The organism is Cellulomonas chitinilytica, from assembly GCF_016862675.1.
Classification (GTDB): Bacteria; Actinomycetota; Actinomycetes; order Actinomycetales; family Cellulomonadaceae; genus Cellulomonas; species Cellulomonas chitinilytica.
Map to the genome: position 1 here is coordinate 134,321 of NZ_BONK01000010.1, position 16,506 is coordinate 150,826.

Consider the following 16,506-nt stretch of genomic DNA (forward strand, 5'->3'; position numbering starts at 1 on the left):
GACGACGATGACGGCGACGACCAGGGGCTCGGCGCGCGACCGGCTGCTCGACGCCGCCGACGAGCTCTTCTACGCCGAGGGTGTGCACGCCGTGGGGATCGACCGCGTGATCGAGCGGGCCGGGGTCGCCAAGGCGTCGCTCTACAACACGTTCGGCAGCAAGGACGCGCTCGTCGGCGAGTACCTCGGGCGACGCCAGGACGCCGTCCGGGCACGCATCGAGTCGCGTCTGACCCGCGACGGGACACCGCGCGAGCGCCTCCTCGCCATCTTCGACGCGCAGGCCGAGACGATCGCGCGGCCCGGCTACCGGGGGTGCGCGTTCATCGCGGCGAGCGCCGAGACCGAGCCGGGCAGCACCGTCGAGCGTCGCTCCGACGAGTTCCGTGCCTGGCTCCGGGAGCTGCTCACCGACCTCGCGCGGGAGGGCGGCGCGCCGGACGCCGAGGCCCTCGGGCACCAGCTGCACCTGCTGTACGACGGCGTGTCGATCGGTGCCCGGATGGATCGCGACCCGGAGGTCGCCGCCGTCGCGCGGCGGACGGTCGTGCTGCTGCTGGACGCCGCGGGGCTCTGAGCCGCCCACGGCCCGCAGCAACCCGTCCGGGTCCGTCAGGTGCGCGCCAGGAGCACCTCGAGCAGCGCCGTGAGGAGCGCGGGATCGAGGTCGAGCGCGACGAGGTGCGACACCCGGACCGCGAGCGGTGCGTCGGACGTCGCGACGGCGTGCACCCGCGGCTTGAGGTCGTACTCGACGTGGGCCCGGTCGAGCACCGTGAACAGCCGTGCGGCGACGTCGTCCGGTGCGAGCCGTGGGTCGGGCCCGACGTCCACGGTGACGGTCGCGCCCACGGGCACGGGGTCCGTGCGGACGTGGAGCCGGCCGTCGGCGTGCTCCACCCGGCACGGGACCGCGAAGCCGTCGACCTGCACGACGACGTCGCGCGGAGGCTCGTCGAACGCCACGAACGTCACCGTCCAGGCGCGCTCCGCCGGGAGGCACGACAGGTTGCCCGCCGCCGGCCCGAGCACCACCGTGCCCGCGGCCTGGTCGAGCCTCAGCGGGGTCCGCACGACGAGCGCGTCGTCGAGCCCGTCGCCCGTGCCGTCGTCCTCGACCAGGGTGAACGCCCCGTCGGCGCCGACGACCACGAGCACCTCGAGCGCGTCGGGGTGCACCGGGTCGTTGCCGGGCACCTCGGCGGCGTCGAGCGGCACGAGGGCGCCGGTCGGCGCCAGCACCGGGATCGTCGACAGGTCGCGGTGCAGGACCAGCTCGCGGCCGCCGTCGTACACGAGCCCCGTCAGCACGTCGACCCAGGTGCCCGGCGGGAGCCAGGCGCGGACCCGGCCGGTGCGGGTGCGGGCGTCGGCGGGTGACGTGACCGGCGCGACCATCAGCTCGGTGCCGAACAGGAACTGATTCGGCTGCGCGTACGCCTCGGGGGCGGTGGGCCACGCGTGGTACAGCGGCTCGACGAGCGGGCGGTTCTCCCGGGCGGCGCGGTGGTTCATCGTGTGCAGGTACGGCACGAGCCGGTGGCGCAGCCGCAGGTGGGCCGTCATGACATCCTGGGCGGCCGGCTCGTAGGCCCACGGCTCCTTCGTCATGAACGCGTTCGCCGACGAGTGCAGGCGCAGGATCGGCGAGAACACCCCGAGCTGCACCCAGCGGGTGGCGAGCTCGTCGTCCTTGCTGCCGTGCCAGTGGCCGCCGATGTCGTGGCTCCACCAGCCGTAGCCGATGTTTGCGGCCGTCGAGGTGAAGCGGGGCTGGAAGTCGAGCGACGCCCACGAGATCACCGAGTCCCCGGAGAACCCCACCGGGTAGCGGTGGCTGCCGGGTCCGGCGTACCGGGAGAACGTCAGCGGCCGGCGCCCGTCGCGCGCGGAGTCGAGGAAGTGGAAGTGGTTGAGCATCCACAGCGGGTCGATCCCGGTGACCCGGCTGTGCGGGCCGGACTGCCAGTCGATCCACCAGAAGTCCACGCCGTCGCGTTCGAGCCGGCGGTGCAGCACGTCGAAGTACGCGGCGAGGAAGGCCGGGTCGGTGACGTCGAAGGCGACCGGGTCACCGGAGGACGCGTCCACGCCGAGCGCCGCCGCCATCTCGGCGTAGGCGTCCTCGTGGGCCCGCACGCCGTCGGCTGGGTGGACGTTGAGCGTGACGCGCAGGCCGTGCTCGTGGAGCCACGCGAGGAACGCGGGCGGGTCGGGGAACAGCTCGCGGTTCCACGTGTAGCCCGTCCAGCCGCTGCCGATCGCCGGGTCCACGTCGACCACGTGCCAGTCCATGTCGACGACCGCCACGGAGAACGGCATCCCCTCGGCCTCGAAGCGGGCCAGCAGCGCCGCGTACTCGTCGGCCGAGTACCGGTGGTACCGGCTCCACCAGCTGCCCAGGGCCCAGCGCGGCAGCACCGGCACCGGGCCGGACACCGCGTGGAACGCGTCGATCGCCGCGCGGTGGTCGAGGCCGTACGCGAACACGTACAGGTCCGTGCGTGAGCCGTCGCGCGGGGCGACCCAGTCGCCGTCGAAGACGAAGGACCGGGAGTCGTCGAGCACCGCGTACCCGACCCGCGAGAGCACACCCGGATCGAGGTCGGTGGCGCCGTCGACGCCGTCGAGCGTCCGGACGGTGCCGCCGAGGTTGCCGCCGGGCCCGACGGCCGGGCCCGCCTCGTCGCCGTACCGCCACACCGAGTGGTACGAGCTCACCCCGCCGCGCACCGCGACGGACAGCCCGCTCGTGGTGAACGGCCCGCGGTCGTAGACGAGGTGCAGGCGGTCGGTGACGACCTCGAGGTGCCGGTCCGTCTCGACGACCCGGAAGTGCGGGACCGGGAGGTCACGGTTCAGCGCGAACGTCGAGGCCCGGTCCTCGAACCCGCCGTCGGGCGAGCGTTCCAGGCGGAGCAGCCCGTCGGTCAGGACGGTGACCCGGTGATGGTCGCCGCGGACCACGGCGCGGGGGTCGGCGACCGGCCGGGCATCGAGTCGGTACCGGGCATCCATGCGACCGAGCATGCCGCGACGAGCGACCCGACGCCGGTCGGGACGGTCGGCGCAGGTCGAAACGGAGAAACGGAGGGGCGCTCCCGGGTGACGTCCAGAAGCGCCCCTCGCACCGGCCGGCGCGCCCGCGGTGGTGGGCGGCCGGCCGGCGGCCGGGGTCAGCCGACCTTGTGGATGTCCGTGACCCCGGAGAACGAGACGACCGAGCCTGGCACGTCCTGGACGGTGAGGACGACGGTGCCCGTGTCGCCGCTGGTGGTGTCGAGGATGTCAGCGCCGTCGGTCTGGGTGATGACACCGAGCACGATCGACGTGTCCGTGTCGACCGTGGCCGCGTACCGGCCGGCGGCCAGCTCGGGGCCGACGAGCCAGTCGCCCGCGCCGAGCACGCCCGGAGGCGTCCCCGGGACCTCCGCCGTCGGGACGACGGACGTGCAGCCGTCGAACGACACGACGGAGCCGGGCACGTCCTGCACGGTGAAGATGACGGAGCCCTCACCCGCGGAGCGCATGTCGAGGACGCCGTCGTCGTCCGTCTGCGTCACCGTGCACAGCGCGAGCGTGGACGGCGTGACCCGGGCCCGGTACTGGCCGGGGTCCAGGTCGGTGCCGACGACGTGGTCGCCCGCGGCGACGCCGTTCGCGGAGGCCGACTCGGCGGGGGAGACCCGGACGGCGTCGTCCGCGGAGTCGTCCCCGCCGCCTCCGCCCGAGCTGCAGGCCGCGGTCAGGACGACTGCCACGACGAGTGCGCAGGCGCCGACGCCGGCGCGGAGCCGGTGGCGCCCGGCGTGCGGGCGGTCGGGGGTGGTGGTCATGGGGTGCTCCTCGATCAGCGCCGACCGCAGGCGCTCGGGGTCGGGGTCGGTCCTGGGGCAGGACGGCGGGACGCGACGTGTCCGGTCACCGGTGCCGGTGCGGGGGCGTCCCGGCCGACGTGCACCGGTGGGATGTGACGCTCGCTGCACGTGCTGCGGCGAGGTCGTCCACGGTAGGAAGCCGCCGCACGCCGACGACCGGACCAAGGTCCTTCACCCGACGAACGCGCCCGTCGGCACCGTGTGCCGCGCCCGCCAGAACCACCCGAACGCGCGCCGCGTCACACCCGCGAGTGCTCGCGAGGCGGGTGCCCCGGTCGATGGACGAGGTGCGAGCCCTCTCTCGGCGGCTCCCGACAGGAAGGCAGTCCGCATGTCCGCACGCACCACCCGTCCCCGCCACGCGAAGCCGTCGACGAAGGCGCCGCTGCTCGCGTCGCGCGGGTCGGCCGCCGCCGCGAGCGCGGTCATCGTCGCCGCGCTGACCGCGGGCGTCGTCACCCCGGCCCTCGCGACCCCGGCGCCCGAGCGCGAGATCAACGTGTCCCAGGATGCCGACGTCCTGACGAACGACCGCACGCCCACGCTCAGCCTCCCGGGCGTGACGACCCGGTCCGTGCTGGTCGACGGCATCCCGGTCCCGCTGACCTGGGACGACGCGGACGACACCCTCACGCTGCCCGCCGAGGGAGACGGCACGTACGCGATCGAGGTCCTGGGCGACGACGTCGACATCACGATGTCGCTCACGGTCGACACGACGGCGCAGCCCATCGTCCTCGACGTCGATGGCCTGACCGACGGCGACGAGACCGAGGCGACCACCGCCACCGTGACCGTCGACCTTCCCGGCAACGTCGGGGCGTCGGTGGTCACGCTCGAGCTCGACGGGCAGGACCAGGGCTCGGCAGCGGACACGTGGGAGCTCACGGGCCTCGGCGTCGGGGAGCACACCGTGCTCGTCACGGTGACCGACCGTGCCGGCAACGTCAGCACGCAGTCGTTCTCCTGGACCGTCGTCGCCGCGCCTCCGGTCGACGAGACCGCACCCGTCATCGTCCAGCGCGTCGGGCCGGACGGGTCGGAGGACCTCGTCGAGGGCGACGACGTGTACTTCGCGTTCTCGGCCGACGAGGTCGTCACGTGGGCGTACACGCTCGACGGCGAGACGGTCGTCGACGAGGACGGCGACGACGTCGCGTTCTTCGGCCTCGGGCTCGGCGACCACACGCTCGTCGTCACGGCGACCGACGACTTCGGGAACTTCTCCTCGCGGACGATCACGTTCACCATCGTGGCCGCGCCGGAGGCCGTCGTCCCGACGATCGGGTGGGTGTCGAAGCCCGACGCGGCGACCACGTCGACGTCCGCGCACTTCGCGGTGACGGTGTCCGAGGGTGCTCACGTCGAGTACGTCCTCGACCGCGTGGAGGGTGCGCAGTACTCGGACGTCGTGTCCGTCGAGGGCTCCGAGTTCACCATCACGGGCCTCGCCGTGGGACACCACACGATCATCCTCGCCGCGGTCGACGGCGACGCGTACTCCGAGGTGCTCAGCTACGAGTGGGACGTCGTCCCGGCTCCCGTCGCCCCGGTCGCCCCGGTCACCCCGCTCGCCCCGGAGGTCGTGCCGGCCCCGGCCACCCCGACGACGGTCCTCACCCTGGCCTCGATCCCGCCGCAGCTGGTCGGCCACGGCATCTCCGCCGGTGCGTCCGGCCCGTCGGTCGCGATCCTGCAGCGGGTCGTCGGCGCGGCGCCCGACGGCGTGTTCGGCCGTCAGACGACCGTGGCGGTGCGTGCCTTCCAGCGCGCGCACGGCCTGGTCGCCGACGGCATCGTCGGTGCTCGCACGTGGGCCGCGATCGTCGACGTCGCCAACGGCGGCACGGGCGTCGCGCCGGTCACGTCCACCTCGGTGCCGCGTGCGGTCATCAACCGTGGTGTCGCGAACGGTGCGCACGGCCAGGCGGTCGGGTCGATCCAGCGCCTGCTGGGTGTGACGTCCGACGGCGTGTTCGGCTCGCGGACGGCGGACGCCGTCCGGGCGTTCCAGCGCGCGCACGGCCTGGTCGTGGACGGCATCGTCGGCCCGCGCACCTGGGCGGCGCTGACGTCCAGCTGATCACGGCGCGCGGTGACCGGCCCTCGCCGGCCGGTCACCGCGCCCGGGACGGCCGGACCACGCGCAGGGGGCGCCCCCTCGGCTGCGGCCGCGGGTGCGCCCCTGCGGCGTCCCCGGACGTCGTGGCGCGCGAGGGTCAGGGCACCGACAGCGAGACGACCAGCGGCAGGTGGTCGGACTCCCGCGGGTCGGTCGGCACCGTCGCCGCCAGGAACGTCACCCCCTGCCCGAGCACCCAGTCGATCCGTTCGGTCGGGTCGGTGCTGGGCTCGGTGAGCGCGTGCGGGTCGCCGACGACGTCGACGGCGCTCACCCAGCCGGCGTCCTCGAGGAGCGTGAGCTCGGGCGAGCCGGGCGTCGCGTTGAGGTCCCCGGCCAGCACCGCGGGGCCCGTGACGGGCTCGGCGGCGAGCAGCGCGTCGAGCTGGTCGAGGCGGGTCGGCGTGTTCTCGGCACGGTGCTGCAGGTGCACGGACGTCACGCGGACGGGAGCGCCGCTCGCGGTCGTGATCGTCGTCGACAGCGCGGACCGATCCTGCGGGCCCGCGCCGTACGGCAGGGGGTGCACGGCGACGTCGGTCAGCCCCGAGCGGGCGAGCACCGCGTTGCCGAACTGGTGGTCGGCCGCGGGCGCGAACCGGATGGTCATGCCGAGCCTGCGGGCGAGCCACGTCGCGACGTCCGCTCCGCCGCCGAGGACCCAGCCACGCTCGACCTCCTGCAACGTCACCACGTCGGGGTCCTGCGCCTCGATGGTCCGCGCGACCGCCTCGAGGTCCACGGCGGTCAGCGGGGAGACGCCGTAGTGGAGGTTCCAGTCGACGAGCGTGAGCGTGTCGTCGGCGGCGCGCGCCGGGACGTCGGCCCCCGTCGTGGTCGTCGTCGACGGCCACAGGCCGACCAGCGCCAGCACGACGGCAGGCAGCAGCAGGAGGCGCACCGAGCTGACGCGCGCGGGCATCCGCTCGTGCGGGGTCCGGGCCGCTCCGGGGGTCCGGCGGCGCAGCCCGGTCAGGGCCAGCACGACCGCGGCGGCGACCACCACCCACGCGTTGTCGAACCCGAGCGGGACGTCGTAGTCGAGCATGTACAGCAGCAGCGGCCCGATCACCCCGAGGCCCGTGACCGCCGCCGCCCCGACGGTCCGGGGGATGCCGGGCGGCGCGGGGCGGTGGGCGCTGAGCGCCCCGGTCAGCACGATGCCGACGACGACCTCCAGCACGGCGACCGCGACGAGCGCGGCCGGGCCGGAGACGAGCAGGGCGACGGCCGTCGCCACCACGAGCAGCACGGCCGCGGCGACCCGGACGGCTGCCGGCCACGGGTCCGGACGCAGCAGGAGCCACGCGCCGGTGGTGCTGCCGAGGACGAGCACGAGGCCGGCGATCCCCAGCGCCACGCCGGACTGGGACGCGGCGAACGCGGGGTTGGCGAGGATCATCGCGACGAGGGCGAGGAACGGCCCGAGCGCCCAGAGCCGGCGCGGCCGGCCCGTCGCCTCCACCCCCGCGACGTCGGCACGGTCGGGTTCGTCGACCGCATCGACCGCATCGACCGCGCCGACGGTCCCCGGGCCGCCGGTCGCGTCGGCCGCCCCGCCGGGGCGTGGTGCGTCACCCGCCCCCCGGGGGCGGCGCGGCTGCACGAGCGCACGGGCGGCACCGAGCGGTGCGACCGCGACGACGGCCGCCGTCAGCCAGCCGACGGCGCCGGACCGCCACACGGCGTCCCACGTGCCGAGCACGAGCTGGAGCCCCACGGACAGGCCGATCCCGACGACGAGCCCGATCGAGGCCTGCCGGCCCCCGGCGGTCCGGCCGGCGACGAAGGCCACGGCGAGCGTGAGGACACCGACGGCGAGGGCCACGGTCACCAGCCCGACGACGTCCAGCACGAGCCCGTCGAGCGCCTGGAGCGCCAGCCGCGCGACGGCGAGCACCGCGACGCCGACCAGCAGCGTGCGACCGCCCGGCACACCCGACCGGCGACCGGTGAGGACCAGCAGGGCGGCCGCCACGACGCCCGCGCCTGCGTACGTCCCGAGCGCGGCGACGCCGGCCGCCGCCGTGCTGACGCCGAACCAGCGGTCGAGGAACGGGCCGCTGGCCCGGACGAGCTCGACGCCGAGCACGGTCAACGACGCGACGAGCCAGACCCGGGTCGGCACGCCCGCGTCGGGCGGCGCCAGGCGGCGCGCGGACCCCGCACCGGGGTCGCCCTCGACGGTGTCCCTGGTGGTCCGGCGCAGCCGGCGAGGCGGTCGCGGGTGTCCGTCCGGGGTCGTCGTCACGGCCGCACGCTACTCCGGCCGCACGCTGCTCCGGCCGGTCGGCGCCGCCCGGGTGATCGTGCGCGGGCGGTCGCGGCCCGGTCAGGCGAACAGCGCCTCGCCGACGAACGGGCCGTCGTCGGTCGCCGCGGGTGTGCCGTCGGCACCGAGCGGGAGCGACCCGTCGGGGACCCCCGGCGGCACGGCGAACAGCCCGGACCCCGTGTGCTCCAGGTACTCCATGAGCCCGTCCTGGCTGGAGAGCTGCGTCTGCATCGGGATGTAGTGCGTGCGCGGGTCCCGCACGAACGCCAGGAAGAACAGCCCCGCGTCGAGCCGGCCGAGGGAGTCGTTGCCGTCCGTGAAGTTGTACCCGCGGCGCAGCATCCGCACGCCCGCGTTCTGGTCCGGGTGGGCGAGCCTGACGTGCGAGTCGACCGGGATCAGGGGCGCGCCGCCGCGCCCGGTGCGGGCGAAGTCGGGCTCGGTGTGCTCCTGGCCGCCCGACAGCGGTGCGCCCTCGCCCTTGGTGCGGCCGACGAGGCCTTCCTGCTCCCGCAGCGACGTGCGGTCCCACGTCTCGATCCGCATCCGGATGCGGCGGGCGACCAGGTAGCTGCCGCCGGTGAGCCACGTGGAGTCCGTGGTGTCCTGCGCGGCCGCGCCGGCGGGGACCCAGACGTGCTCGTCGAGCGCGTCCGTCTCCTCGGCCTTGACGTTCGCGGTGCCGTCCTTGAAGCCGAACAGGTTGCGGGGCGTGCGCTGGCTCGTGCTGGTCGACGACGTCCGGCCGTACCCGAGCTGGGTCCAGCGGATCGTGGCCGCGCCGAACGCGGCCCGGGACAGGTTGCGGATCGCGTGGACCGCGACCTGCGGGTCGTCCGCGCACGCCTGGACGACGAGGTCGCCGTCGCTGCGGGCCGGTTCGAGGTTGTCGACGGCGAAGTGCGGGAGCTCGACGAGCCCGCCGGGGAGCTTGCCGGCGAGGCCGAACCGGTCGGTCCCGGGGGACCCGTCGGGTCCGGGCGTCCCCACGAACAGCGACCGGCCGAACCCGAACGTGATCGTCAGGCCGGCGGGCGGCACGTCCGCCGCCTCGCCGGTGTCGTCCGGCGGGGCGTCGTACGGCCCGGAGGCGGGGCCGTACGGGCCGGCCGACAGGCCCTGCGTGAGCCGGGCGGCGATCGTCGTCCACCGGCGCAGGAGGGCCACGAGCTCGTCGCGCGACGTCGTGGTGACGTCGAACGCCGCGAGGTAGAGCCGGTCCTGCGCCGGTGTGACGATGCCGGCCTGGTGCGTCCCCGTGAACGCGTACGTGCCGGGGCCCGACGACACCGGCGCCGCGGCCGTCGCCGGCTCGGCGACCCCCGTGGCACGGGCCAGCCCGAACCCCGCGGCGACACCGGCGGCGATCCCGCCGCCGAGCCCGAGCAGGGCCCGACGGGACATCGCGGGGCCGCGCCCCGTCGGGGCCGAGGTCGCGACGTCGGGCGCGTCGGCGGCCCGACCGGCGGCGAGGCCGGGCGTCGGGTCGTCGTGCGGGTCCGTGGGGGCGGACACAGGCGGCTCCTGGTGGTGTGGTGTCGCGGGTCAGGCGCCCGTGACGGTCGCGGTGAGCTGCGACAGCGGCTCGGACAGGGCGTCCACGGCCGCGGCGAGCTCCTTGACCTGCGCCTCGGTGAGGTCGGTGTAGGAGGTGAACCCGGTCTCGACCGAGCCCTGCGCCGTGAGCAGCGTCTGCAGGTCGGTGAACCGCTGCGTGAGCTCGTCCGCGAGGTCGGCGTCCTTGGCCGTCACGACGTCACCGAGGACCTCGAACGCGACGCGCGCACCGTCGACGTTCGCCTGGAAGTCCCACAGGTCGGTGTGCGACCAGATCTCCTCCTCGCCGGTGACCTTGCCGGTCGCGACCTCGTCGAGGAGCTCCTTGGCGCCGTTCGCGATCTGGAACGCCTCGAACGTGAACTGCGGGTCGGTGACCTGCTCCTGGAGCTTCGCGGTGTTCGCGACGATGTCGTCCGCGGCGGCCTTGCGCTGCTCCGGGGTCAGGGGCGTGTAGGTGACCCCGCCGTTCGCGTCGGGTGTCGGCTGCCACAGGTCCTTCTCGACGAGGTGCCAGCCCGTCCACGTCTGACCCTCCTCGAGGTCCGCCTCGCGCAGGTCGAGCAGCGGGTCGAGGTCGCCGAACGACTCCGCGACGGGCTCGACGCGCTCCCAGTGCACGCGCGTGGCGGCGTAGAGGTCGCGGGCCTTCGCGTCGTCACCGGCGGCGTAGGCATCGGCGAACTCCTGCGTGGCGGCGACGAGCGCGCCCACCTGGTCCTTCACGTAGGCGACGTACTGGCTCTCGGCCGTGGCGAGCTGCTCGGCGGCGTCGCCCGTCGGCGTGACGGCAGAGCCCGAGTCGGTCACCGTGAACTCGGCACGGATGCCGTCGCCGACCATGCCGGGCTTGCACGACGTCCAGTAGGTGCCCGGGCGGACCTGCGCGACGAGGTCCCGGCTCAGGCCGGGTCCGATGTTCTCGACCTCCGCGACGACCCGCAGGCCGTCCTCGCCGAGCAGGTAGAACTCCGTGACGTCGTCGCCGTCGTTGGTCACCGAGAACGTCACCGGACCCGCCGCCACGGACGACGCGGACACCTCGCACGCGTCGGCGGTGGAGCGCACGGTGAGCGGCCCGGTCGAGGCCGCCCCGCTCGCGCCGTCGCCGGACGTGTCGTTCGGGACGCAGGCGGCGGTGAGCGGCAGGACGAGGGCGGCCAGCGCGAGCGCGGTGGCGGAGCGGCGGGACATCGGACTCCTCGGGAGCGTTCAGGTGCGGGTGCGCTGCGCGCACGCCGACGGTGGTCGGTGCGGGGTGACGGCGGCGGGGGACGAGCCCGACGCCCGGGGGATCAGCGGGCCACGGCGGCGTCGGCCGCGGCGGCCGGGACGGTGGCCGGTGCGGCGGCCTGGACGGGACGGGCCGGCGGCTTCGCCCAGGCGATGCGGACGAAGAACCACATGGTCGGGATCACGTACGCGACCCACACGACCGCCTGGAGCCAGGTGGTGGCCGGCGTGAAGTTGAAGACGCCCTTCGCGAGGGTGCCGTACCAGCTGGTCGGCGGGACGGTCGACGAGACGTCGAAGGCGAGGTTGTTCAGGCCCGGCAGGATGCCCGCCTCCTGGAGGTCGTGCACGCCGTACGACAGCACGCCGGCGGCCACGAGCACGAGGAACATGCCGGTCCAGCCGAAGAAGAGCCGCAGGTCGACCTTCACCGCGCCCTTGTAGAGCAGCCACGCGAGGACGACCGCGGTGGCCAGGCCGAGGGCCGCGCCCACGATCGGGCCGGTGGTGCCCGACTCGCCGCTCGTCGCCTGCGCGCCCGCCCACAGGAACAGGGCCGTCTCGAGGCCCTCGCGCCCGACGGCCAGCAGCGCCATGACGACCACGGCCCGCTTGCCGGCGGCGACCGCGTCGTCGAGCTTGTGCTGCAGGTCCGACTTGAGGTGCCGCGCCGTGCGCGCCATCCAGAAGATCATCCAGGTGATGAGCCCGACGGCGAGGATCGACAGCGTGCCGCCGATGGCCTCCTGCGCCTCGAACGACAGCCCCTGCGGGCCGAACGTGAGGAGCGCGCCGAACGCGAGCGACGCGGCGACCGCGATGGTGACGCCGACCCAGAGGGTCGGGAGCAGGTCCCGGCGTCCGGTGCGGACGAGGTAGGCGACGAGGATCGAGACGACGAGCGCGGCCTCGAGGCCTTCGCGGAGTCCGATCAGGTAGTTCGCGACCATGGTGTGCTTCCGTCGGTGGGGCGCGGCACCGTGCGCAGCGGACCCGCGGCGGGTGGTGCGGTGGCGGTGAGGACAGGCTTACCTCACCGTGCGGTGACGATACTCCCCGCCGGCGGTGCCGCGCGACGGTCGTCCGAGGATGCCCGTGTGAGCCTCGTCATGCGGTCGACGGGTCGCCCGGCGTCCCACCCGTCGGGGTGTGCCCGTCCCGGGAGGGTGCGTCGCCCGTCGCCCAGAGGCGTCGCCGCAGGTCCGGCCACGCGTCGGCGAACGCCGGCAGCAGCGCCAGGCCGTCGACGTCCTCGACCGCCACCCAGCGCACCTCGACGCTCTCCGCGTCCGTCGCCGACGGCTCCACCGGGGCCAGCTCGTCGGCGAGCACGGTCGTGTACGACCAGTCGGGGTGCGCGAGCACGCTGGTGCCCCGCACCCGCACGGCCGACGGGGCGATCCCCGCCTCCTCCGCGGCCTCCCGCAGCGCGGCGTCCTCCGCCGACTCGTGCGGCGTCCGGGCACCGCCCGGCAGGCCCCACGTGCCGCCCTGGTCGCTCCACGGGGCGCGGTGCTGCAGCACGACGGCGACGGGGCGACCGTGCGCGTCCCGCCGCGTCAGCAGCAGGCCGGCCGCGCCGTGCAGGCCCCAGTGCCGACGGCCGCACGCGCACTCCACCCAGCCGTCGCCGGGCTGGCGGTGGTGCCGCACACCCGGGGGAGGGCCGCTGGTCACGTCGTCCGGTGGCGCGGTCATGCGCGGCTCGGCCGACGTGCGGTCCTCCAACGGGTCAGCCGACGATCTCGCAGATCGCGGTGCCGGCGCTCACGCTCGACCCGACCCCCGCAGCGAGCCCGGTGACGGTCCCGGCGCGGTGCGCGACGAGCGGCTGCTCCATCTTCATCGCCTCGAGCACGACGACCAGGTCGCCCTCGGCGACCTGCGCACCCTCCGCGACGGCGACCTTGACGATCGTGCCCTGCATCGGCGACGCGAGCACGGTGCCGTTGCCGGGGGCCGCCTTCGCAGGGCCACGACGCACGGGACGACGGGCGGCCGGGCCGCGCGAGCCGGCACCGCCCGGACGGGCAGGTCCTCCGGGGCCGCGCCCCAGCGCCAGCGCGGCGGGCAGGACGACCTCGAGGCGCTTGCCCCCGACCTCGACGACGACGCGCTCCAGCGTCGCGGGCTCCTCGTCGTCCTCGGTCGGGGCCGGCGCCGGGGCCGCGGCGAGCTGCCCGAGGCGGTCGGCGAACTCCGTCTCGATCCAGCGGGTGTGCACGCCGAACGGCTGCTCCGGGTCGGCCGGGGCGAACTCGGGCGCGTCCAGCACCGCCCGGTGGAACGGCACCACGGTGGGGATGCCGACGACCTCGAGCTCCGCGAGCGCCCGCCGTGCACGCGCGAGCGCCTGCGGGCGGTCCGCACCCGTGACGATCAGCTTGGCGATCATCGAGTCGAACATGCCGGACACGGTGTCGCCCTCGACGACGCCCGAGTCGACCCGGACGCCCGGACCGGCCGGGAACCTCAGGGTGGTGATCCGTCCCGGGGCGGGCAGGAACCCGGCGCCGGGGTCCTCGCCGTTGATGCGGAACTCGATCGAGTGGCCGCGCGTCTCGACGCGGTCGTAGCCCAGGGGCTCGCCCTGCGCGACGCGCAGCTGCTCCCGGACCAGGTCGATGCCGCTGATCTCCTCGGTGACCGGGTGCTCGACCTGGAGCCGCGTGTTGACCTCGAGGAACGAGATGGTGCCGTCGACCCCGACGAGGAACTCGCACGTCCCGGCGCCGACGTAGCCGGCCTCGCGCAGGATCGCGATGCTCGACTCGACGAGCTGCTTGTGCTGCGTGTCGCTGAGGAACGGCGCGGGCGCCTCCTCGACGAGCTTCTGGTGGCGGCGCTGCAGGGAGCAGTCACGCGTCGAGACGACGACGACGGTGCCGTGCTCGTCGGCGAGGCACTGCGTCTCGACGTGCCGCGGCTTGTCGAGGTAGCGCTCGACGAAGCACTCGCCGCGACCGAACGCCGCGACGGCCTCGCGGGTGGCGGACTCGAACAGCTCGTCGATCTCGTCGACCGTGCGCGCCACCTTGAGGCCGCGACCGCCGCCGCCGAACGCCGCCTTGATCGCGACGGGCAGCCCGTGCTCCGCGACGAACGCGTGGACCTCGGCCGGCCCCGCGACGGGGTCGGGGGTGCCCGGGACCAGGGGGGCGCCGGCGCGCTGCGCGATGTGCCGGGCGCTCACCTTGTCGCCGAGCGACTCGATGGCCGACGGCGGCGGGCCGATCCACACGAGACCGGCGCCGATCACGGCGCGCGCGAAGTCGGCGTTCTCGGCGAGGAAGCCGTACCCCGGGTGCACGGCGTCCGCGCCGGCCCGGCGCGCCACGTCGAGGAGCTTGGCGATGTCGAGGTACGTCTCGGCCGCGCGGGCGCCGCCCAGGGCGAACGCCTCGTCGGCCGTCCGGACGTGCAGCGCCTCCCGGTCGGTGTCGGCGTAGACGGCGACGGAAGCGATGCCGGCGTCCCGGCAGGCACGGGCGATGCGGACGGCGATCTCACCGCGGTTGGCGATGAGGACCTTGGAGATGGCGGGCACGGCTCACCGTAACGCGCACCGCGCGCCTGACCGCGGCGCACGGACCCCACGCCCGCAAGATTGGGGAACCGCCCAACCGCGACCCGGCCGCATTTGTAGGAACCCGACGACGACATCGTGGCGAATCGCCCCGCACACGTCCTCGGTTGTCCGGTGACGACAACGTTCGCCACACGGACGGGCGTCCACGGTGCCCGGCCACGGCCGGCCCAGGGCCGCCGCCCGGCGTGCCCGTCAGGAGGGTCAGGCGTGGTCGCGCCAGAGGCTCGGGATCGTCACGCCGATCTCCCCGAGCAGCTCGCGCAGCAGCGGCAGGCTCAGGCCCACCACGCCGTGGTGGTCGCCTTCGATCCGCTCGACGAACGGGCCGCCCAACCCGTCGACCGTGAACGCCCCGGCCACCGCGAGCGGCTCGCCCGTGCGGACGTACGCCGCGATCTCGTCGTCGGACAGGTCCGCGAAGTGCACGACCGTCGAGGACGTCGCGCCCAGCGTCCCGCCGGTGCCCGCGCCGCCGTCGCCCGTCGTGCGCTCGTCGACGAGCCAGTGCCCGGTGTGCAGGGTGCCGGTGCGGCCGCGCATCGCCTGCCAGCGGGCCACGGCGTCGTCCGCGTCGAGCGGCTTGCCGAGGATCTCGCCGTCCAGCTCGAGCATCGAGTCGCAGCCGAGGAGCAGCAGCTCGTCGTCCGCGTCGTCCGCGTCGAGCCCGAGCCGTTCCGTCAGCTCACCCTCGGCGAGCGCCCGTGCGACGTCCTCGACCTTCGCCTGCGCGAGCACCAGCACCGCGTCCGCCGGGTCGAGGTCGCCGAAGCGGGCCCGGGCCGCCTCGAGCACCGCGACCTCGTCGACGGCGGAGACCGAGACGAGCGGGTCGATGCCGGCCGCGAGGAGCGTGGCGCGGCGGGCGGGCGAGGCGGAGGCGAGCAGCAGACGGGTCACGAACCGCGAGCCTAACGAACGGGCGCAGCGGTGCACGGTCGGGCGAGGGCGGCGCGGCGGTGCGTCCGCGGGAGGGTGCGCGGGTGCCGGGGCGGATCAGGACCTCGGTCCAGCCCCGTGTCACAGGTCAGCGCGGCACAATGGGCGGCTGGTGGAGCGACGACGCGGCACGGACCGGGTCGCGGACGGCAACGAAGGAGACGCTGTGACAGACGCGGCCACGCCGACGAGCCGGGGGAGCGACCCCGACGTCGACGCGCTCGACCCCGACGACGGGTACGAGGACGACCTCGACCTCGTCGACGACGACCCGGACCTGCTGCAGCCGGCACCCCTTGTGTGGCGCCGTCGGACGGCGATCGAGATGGCGATCTCGGGCGTCATCGGGCTGTACACGTCGTTCGTGCTGTCCATCGAGGCCATCGCCCTCGCGAAGGACCCCGAGTCGACGTTCGGGTGCGACCTCAACTCGGTCATCAGCTGCGCGGAGGTCGCGAGCCGCTGGCAGGCCCAGCTGTTCGGCTGGCCGAACGCGTTCCTCGGGATCGCCGCCGAGGCGGTCGTCATCACGGTGGCCGTCGCGATGATCGGCGGGGTCACGTTCCCGCGCTGGTTCATGCTCGCCGCCGAGACGATCTACACCGCGGGCCTGATCTTCGCGTTGTGGCTGTTCTACGAGGCGTGGGCCGTGATCGGCGCCCTGTGCCCGTGGTGCCTGCTCATCACGCTGACGACGACCGTCGTCTGGGCCGGTCTGACCCGCATCTGCATCCGCGACGGGCACCTGTTCCCGGGCCCCCGCGGTGCACCGCTGCGGCGCTTCGTGGCGTCGGGGAACGACTGGTTCGTGACGATCGCGTTCCTCGTCGTCATCGCGATCCTGGTCGTCGCGAAGTACGGGTCGTCGCTCCTGTCCTGACGAGGACGGCACGACGGACGGGGCGGGTGCGCACAC

At 74.8% G+C, this 16,506-nt stretch carries 12 protein-coding genes; 3 read left to right on the top strand and 9 right to left on the bottom strand.

The window, feature by feature from the left end:
• The first annotated feature begins 7 nt into the window (after nucleotides 1-7).
• Nucleotides 8-577 (top strand): TetR/AcrR family transcriptional regulator, encoded by a 570-nt coding sequence (locus Cch01nite_RS14965; RefSeq protein ID WP_203756619.1) that lies wholly within the window; start codon nucleotides 8-10, stop codon nucleotides 575-577.
• Nucleotides 578-612: 35 nt separating this feature from the next.
• Here the strand turns inward: Cch01nite_RS14965 and Cch01nite_RS14970 are convergent, their stop codons facing one another.
• Both Cch01nite_RS14970 and Cch01nite_RS14975 read right to left on the bottom strand, forming a co-directional pair.
• Nucleotides 613-3,018 (bottom strand): glycoside hydrolase family 31 protein, encoded by a 2,406-nt coding sequence (locus Cch01nite_RS14970; RefSeq protein WP_203756621.1) that lies wholly within the window; start codon nucleotides 3,016-3,018, stop codon nucleotides 613-615.
• Nucleotides 3,019-3,176: 158 nt separating this feature from the next.
• Nucleotides 3,177-3,836 carry a hypothetical protein gene (locus Cch01nite_RS14975; RefSeq protein WP_203756623.1) on the bottom strand — a complete coding sequence of 220 codons (660 nt, stop codon included), beginning with the start codon at nucleotides 3,834-3,836 and terminating at the stop codon, nucleotides 3,177-3,179.
• 373 nt (nucleotides 3,837-4,209) lie between these two features.
• Here Cch01nite_RS14975 and Cch01nite_RS14980 point away from each other — a divergent pair, with 373 nt between their 5' ends.
• Nucleotides 4,210-5,961 (top strand): peptidoglycan-binding domain-containing protein, encoded by a 1,752-nt coding sequence (locus Cch01nite_RS14980; protein WP_203756625.1) that lies wholly within the window; start codon nucleotides 4,210-4,212, stop codon nucleotides 5,959-5,961.
• A gap of 136 nt (nucleotides 5,962-6,097) precedes the next feature.
• Here Cch01nite_RS14980 and Cch01nite_RS14985 read toward each other — a convergent pair whose 3' ends face one another.
• The 7 genes from Cch01nite_RS14985 to Cch01nite_RS15015 all read right to left on the bottom strand — a co-directional run bounded on the left by Cch01nite_RS14985 (nucleotide 6,098) and on the right by Cch01nite_RS15015 (nucleotide 15,551).
• Entirely contained in the window at nucleotides 6,098-8,251 is a 2,154-nt protein-coding gene (locus Cch01nite_RS14985) for an endonuclease/exonuclease/phosphatase family protein (RefSeq protein WP_239070626.1), read from the bottom strand.
• 81 nt (nucleotides 8,252-8,332) lie between these two features.
• Nucleotides 8,333-9,679, bottom strand: coding sequence for an iron uptake transporter deferrochelatase/peroxidase subunit (gene efeB / locus Cch01nite_RS14990; RefSeq protein WP_203756902.1), 1,347 nt, complete (start codon nucleotides 9,677-9,679; stop codon nucleotides 8,333-8,335).
• A 141-nt stretch (nucleotides 9,680-9,820) separates the two neighbouring features.
• Nucleotides 9,821-11,026: an iron uptake system protein EfeO gene (gene efeO / locus Cch01nite_RS14995; protein ID WP_203756627.1), complete on the bottom strand. Its 1,206-nt coding sequence runs from the start codon at nucleotides 11,024-11,026 to the stop codon at nucleotides 9,821-9,823.
• Between the two features lie 101 nt (nucleotides 11,027-11,127).
• A complete protein-coding gene (gene efeU, locus Cch01nite_RS15000; RefSeq protein ID WP_203756629.1) occupies nucleotides 11,128-12,015 on the bottom strand; it encodes an iron uptake transporter permease EfeU in 888 nt (295 codons plus the stop codon).
• Nucleotides 12,016-12,172: 157 nt separating this feature from the next.
• Nucleotides 12,173-12,763, bottom strand: a complete 591-nt coding sequence (locus Cch01nite_RS15005; RefSeq protein WP_203756631.1) for an NUDIX domain-containing protein — start codon at nucleotides 12,761-12,763, stop codon at nucleotides 12,173-12,175.
• Between the two features lie 34 nt (nucleotides 12,764-12,797).
• On the bottom strand, nucleotides 12,798-14,612 hold the full coding sequence (locus Cch01nite_RS15010; RefSeq protein ID WP_203756638.1) for an ATP-binding protein: 1,815 nt from the start codon (nucleotides 14,610-14,612) through the stop codon (nucleotides 12,798-12,800).
• A 243-nt stretch (nucleotides 14,613-14,855) separates the two neighbouring features.
• On the bottom strand, nucleotides 14,856-15,551 hold the full coding sequence (locus Cch01nite_RS15015) for a Maf family protein (protein WP_203756640.1): 696 nt from the start codon (nucleotides 15,549-15,551) through the stop codon (nucleotides 14,856-14,858).
• A 205-nt stretch (nucleotides 15,552-15,756) separates the two neighbouring features.
• Between Cch01nite_RS15015 and Cch01nite_RS15020 the strand changes: the two genes are divergently transcribed.
• On the top strand, nucleotides 15,757-16,470 hold the full coding sequence (locus tag Cch01nite_RS15020; protein WP_239070628.1) for a vitamin K epoxide reductase family protein: 714 nt from the start codon (nucleotides 15,757-15,759) through the stop codon (nucleotides 16,468-16,470).
• Nucleotides 16,471-16,506: the final 36 nt, after the last annotated feature.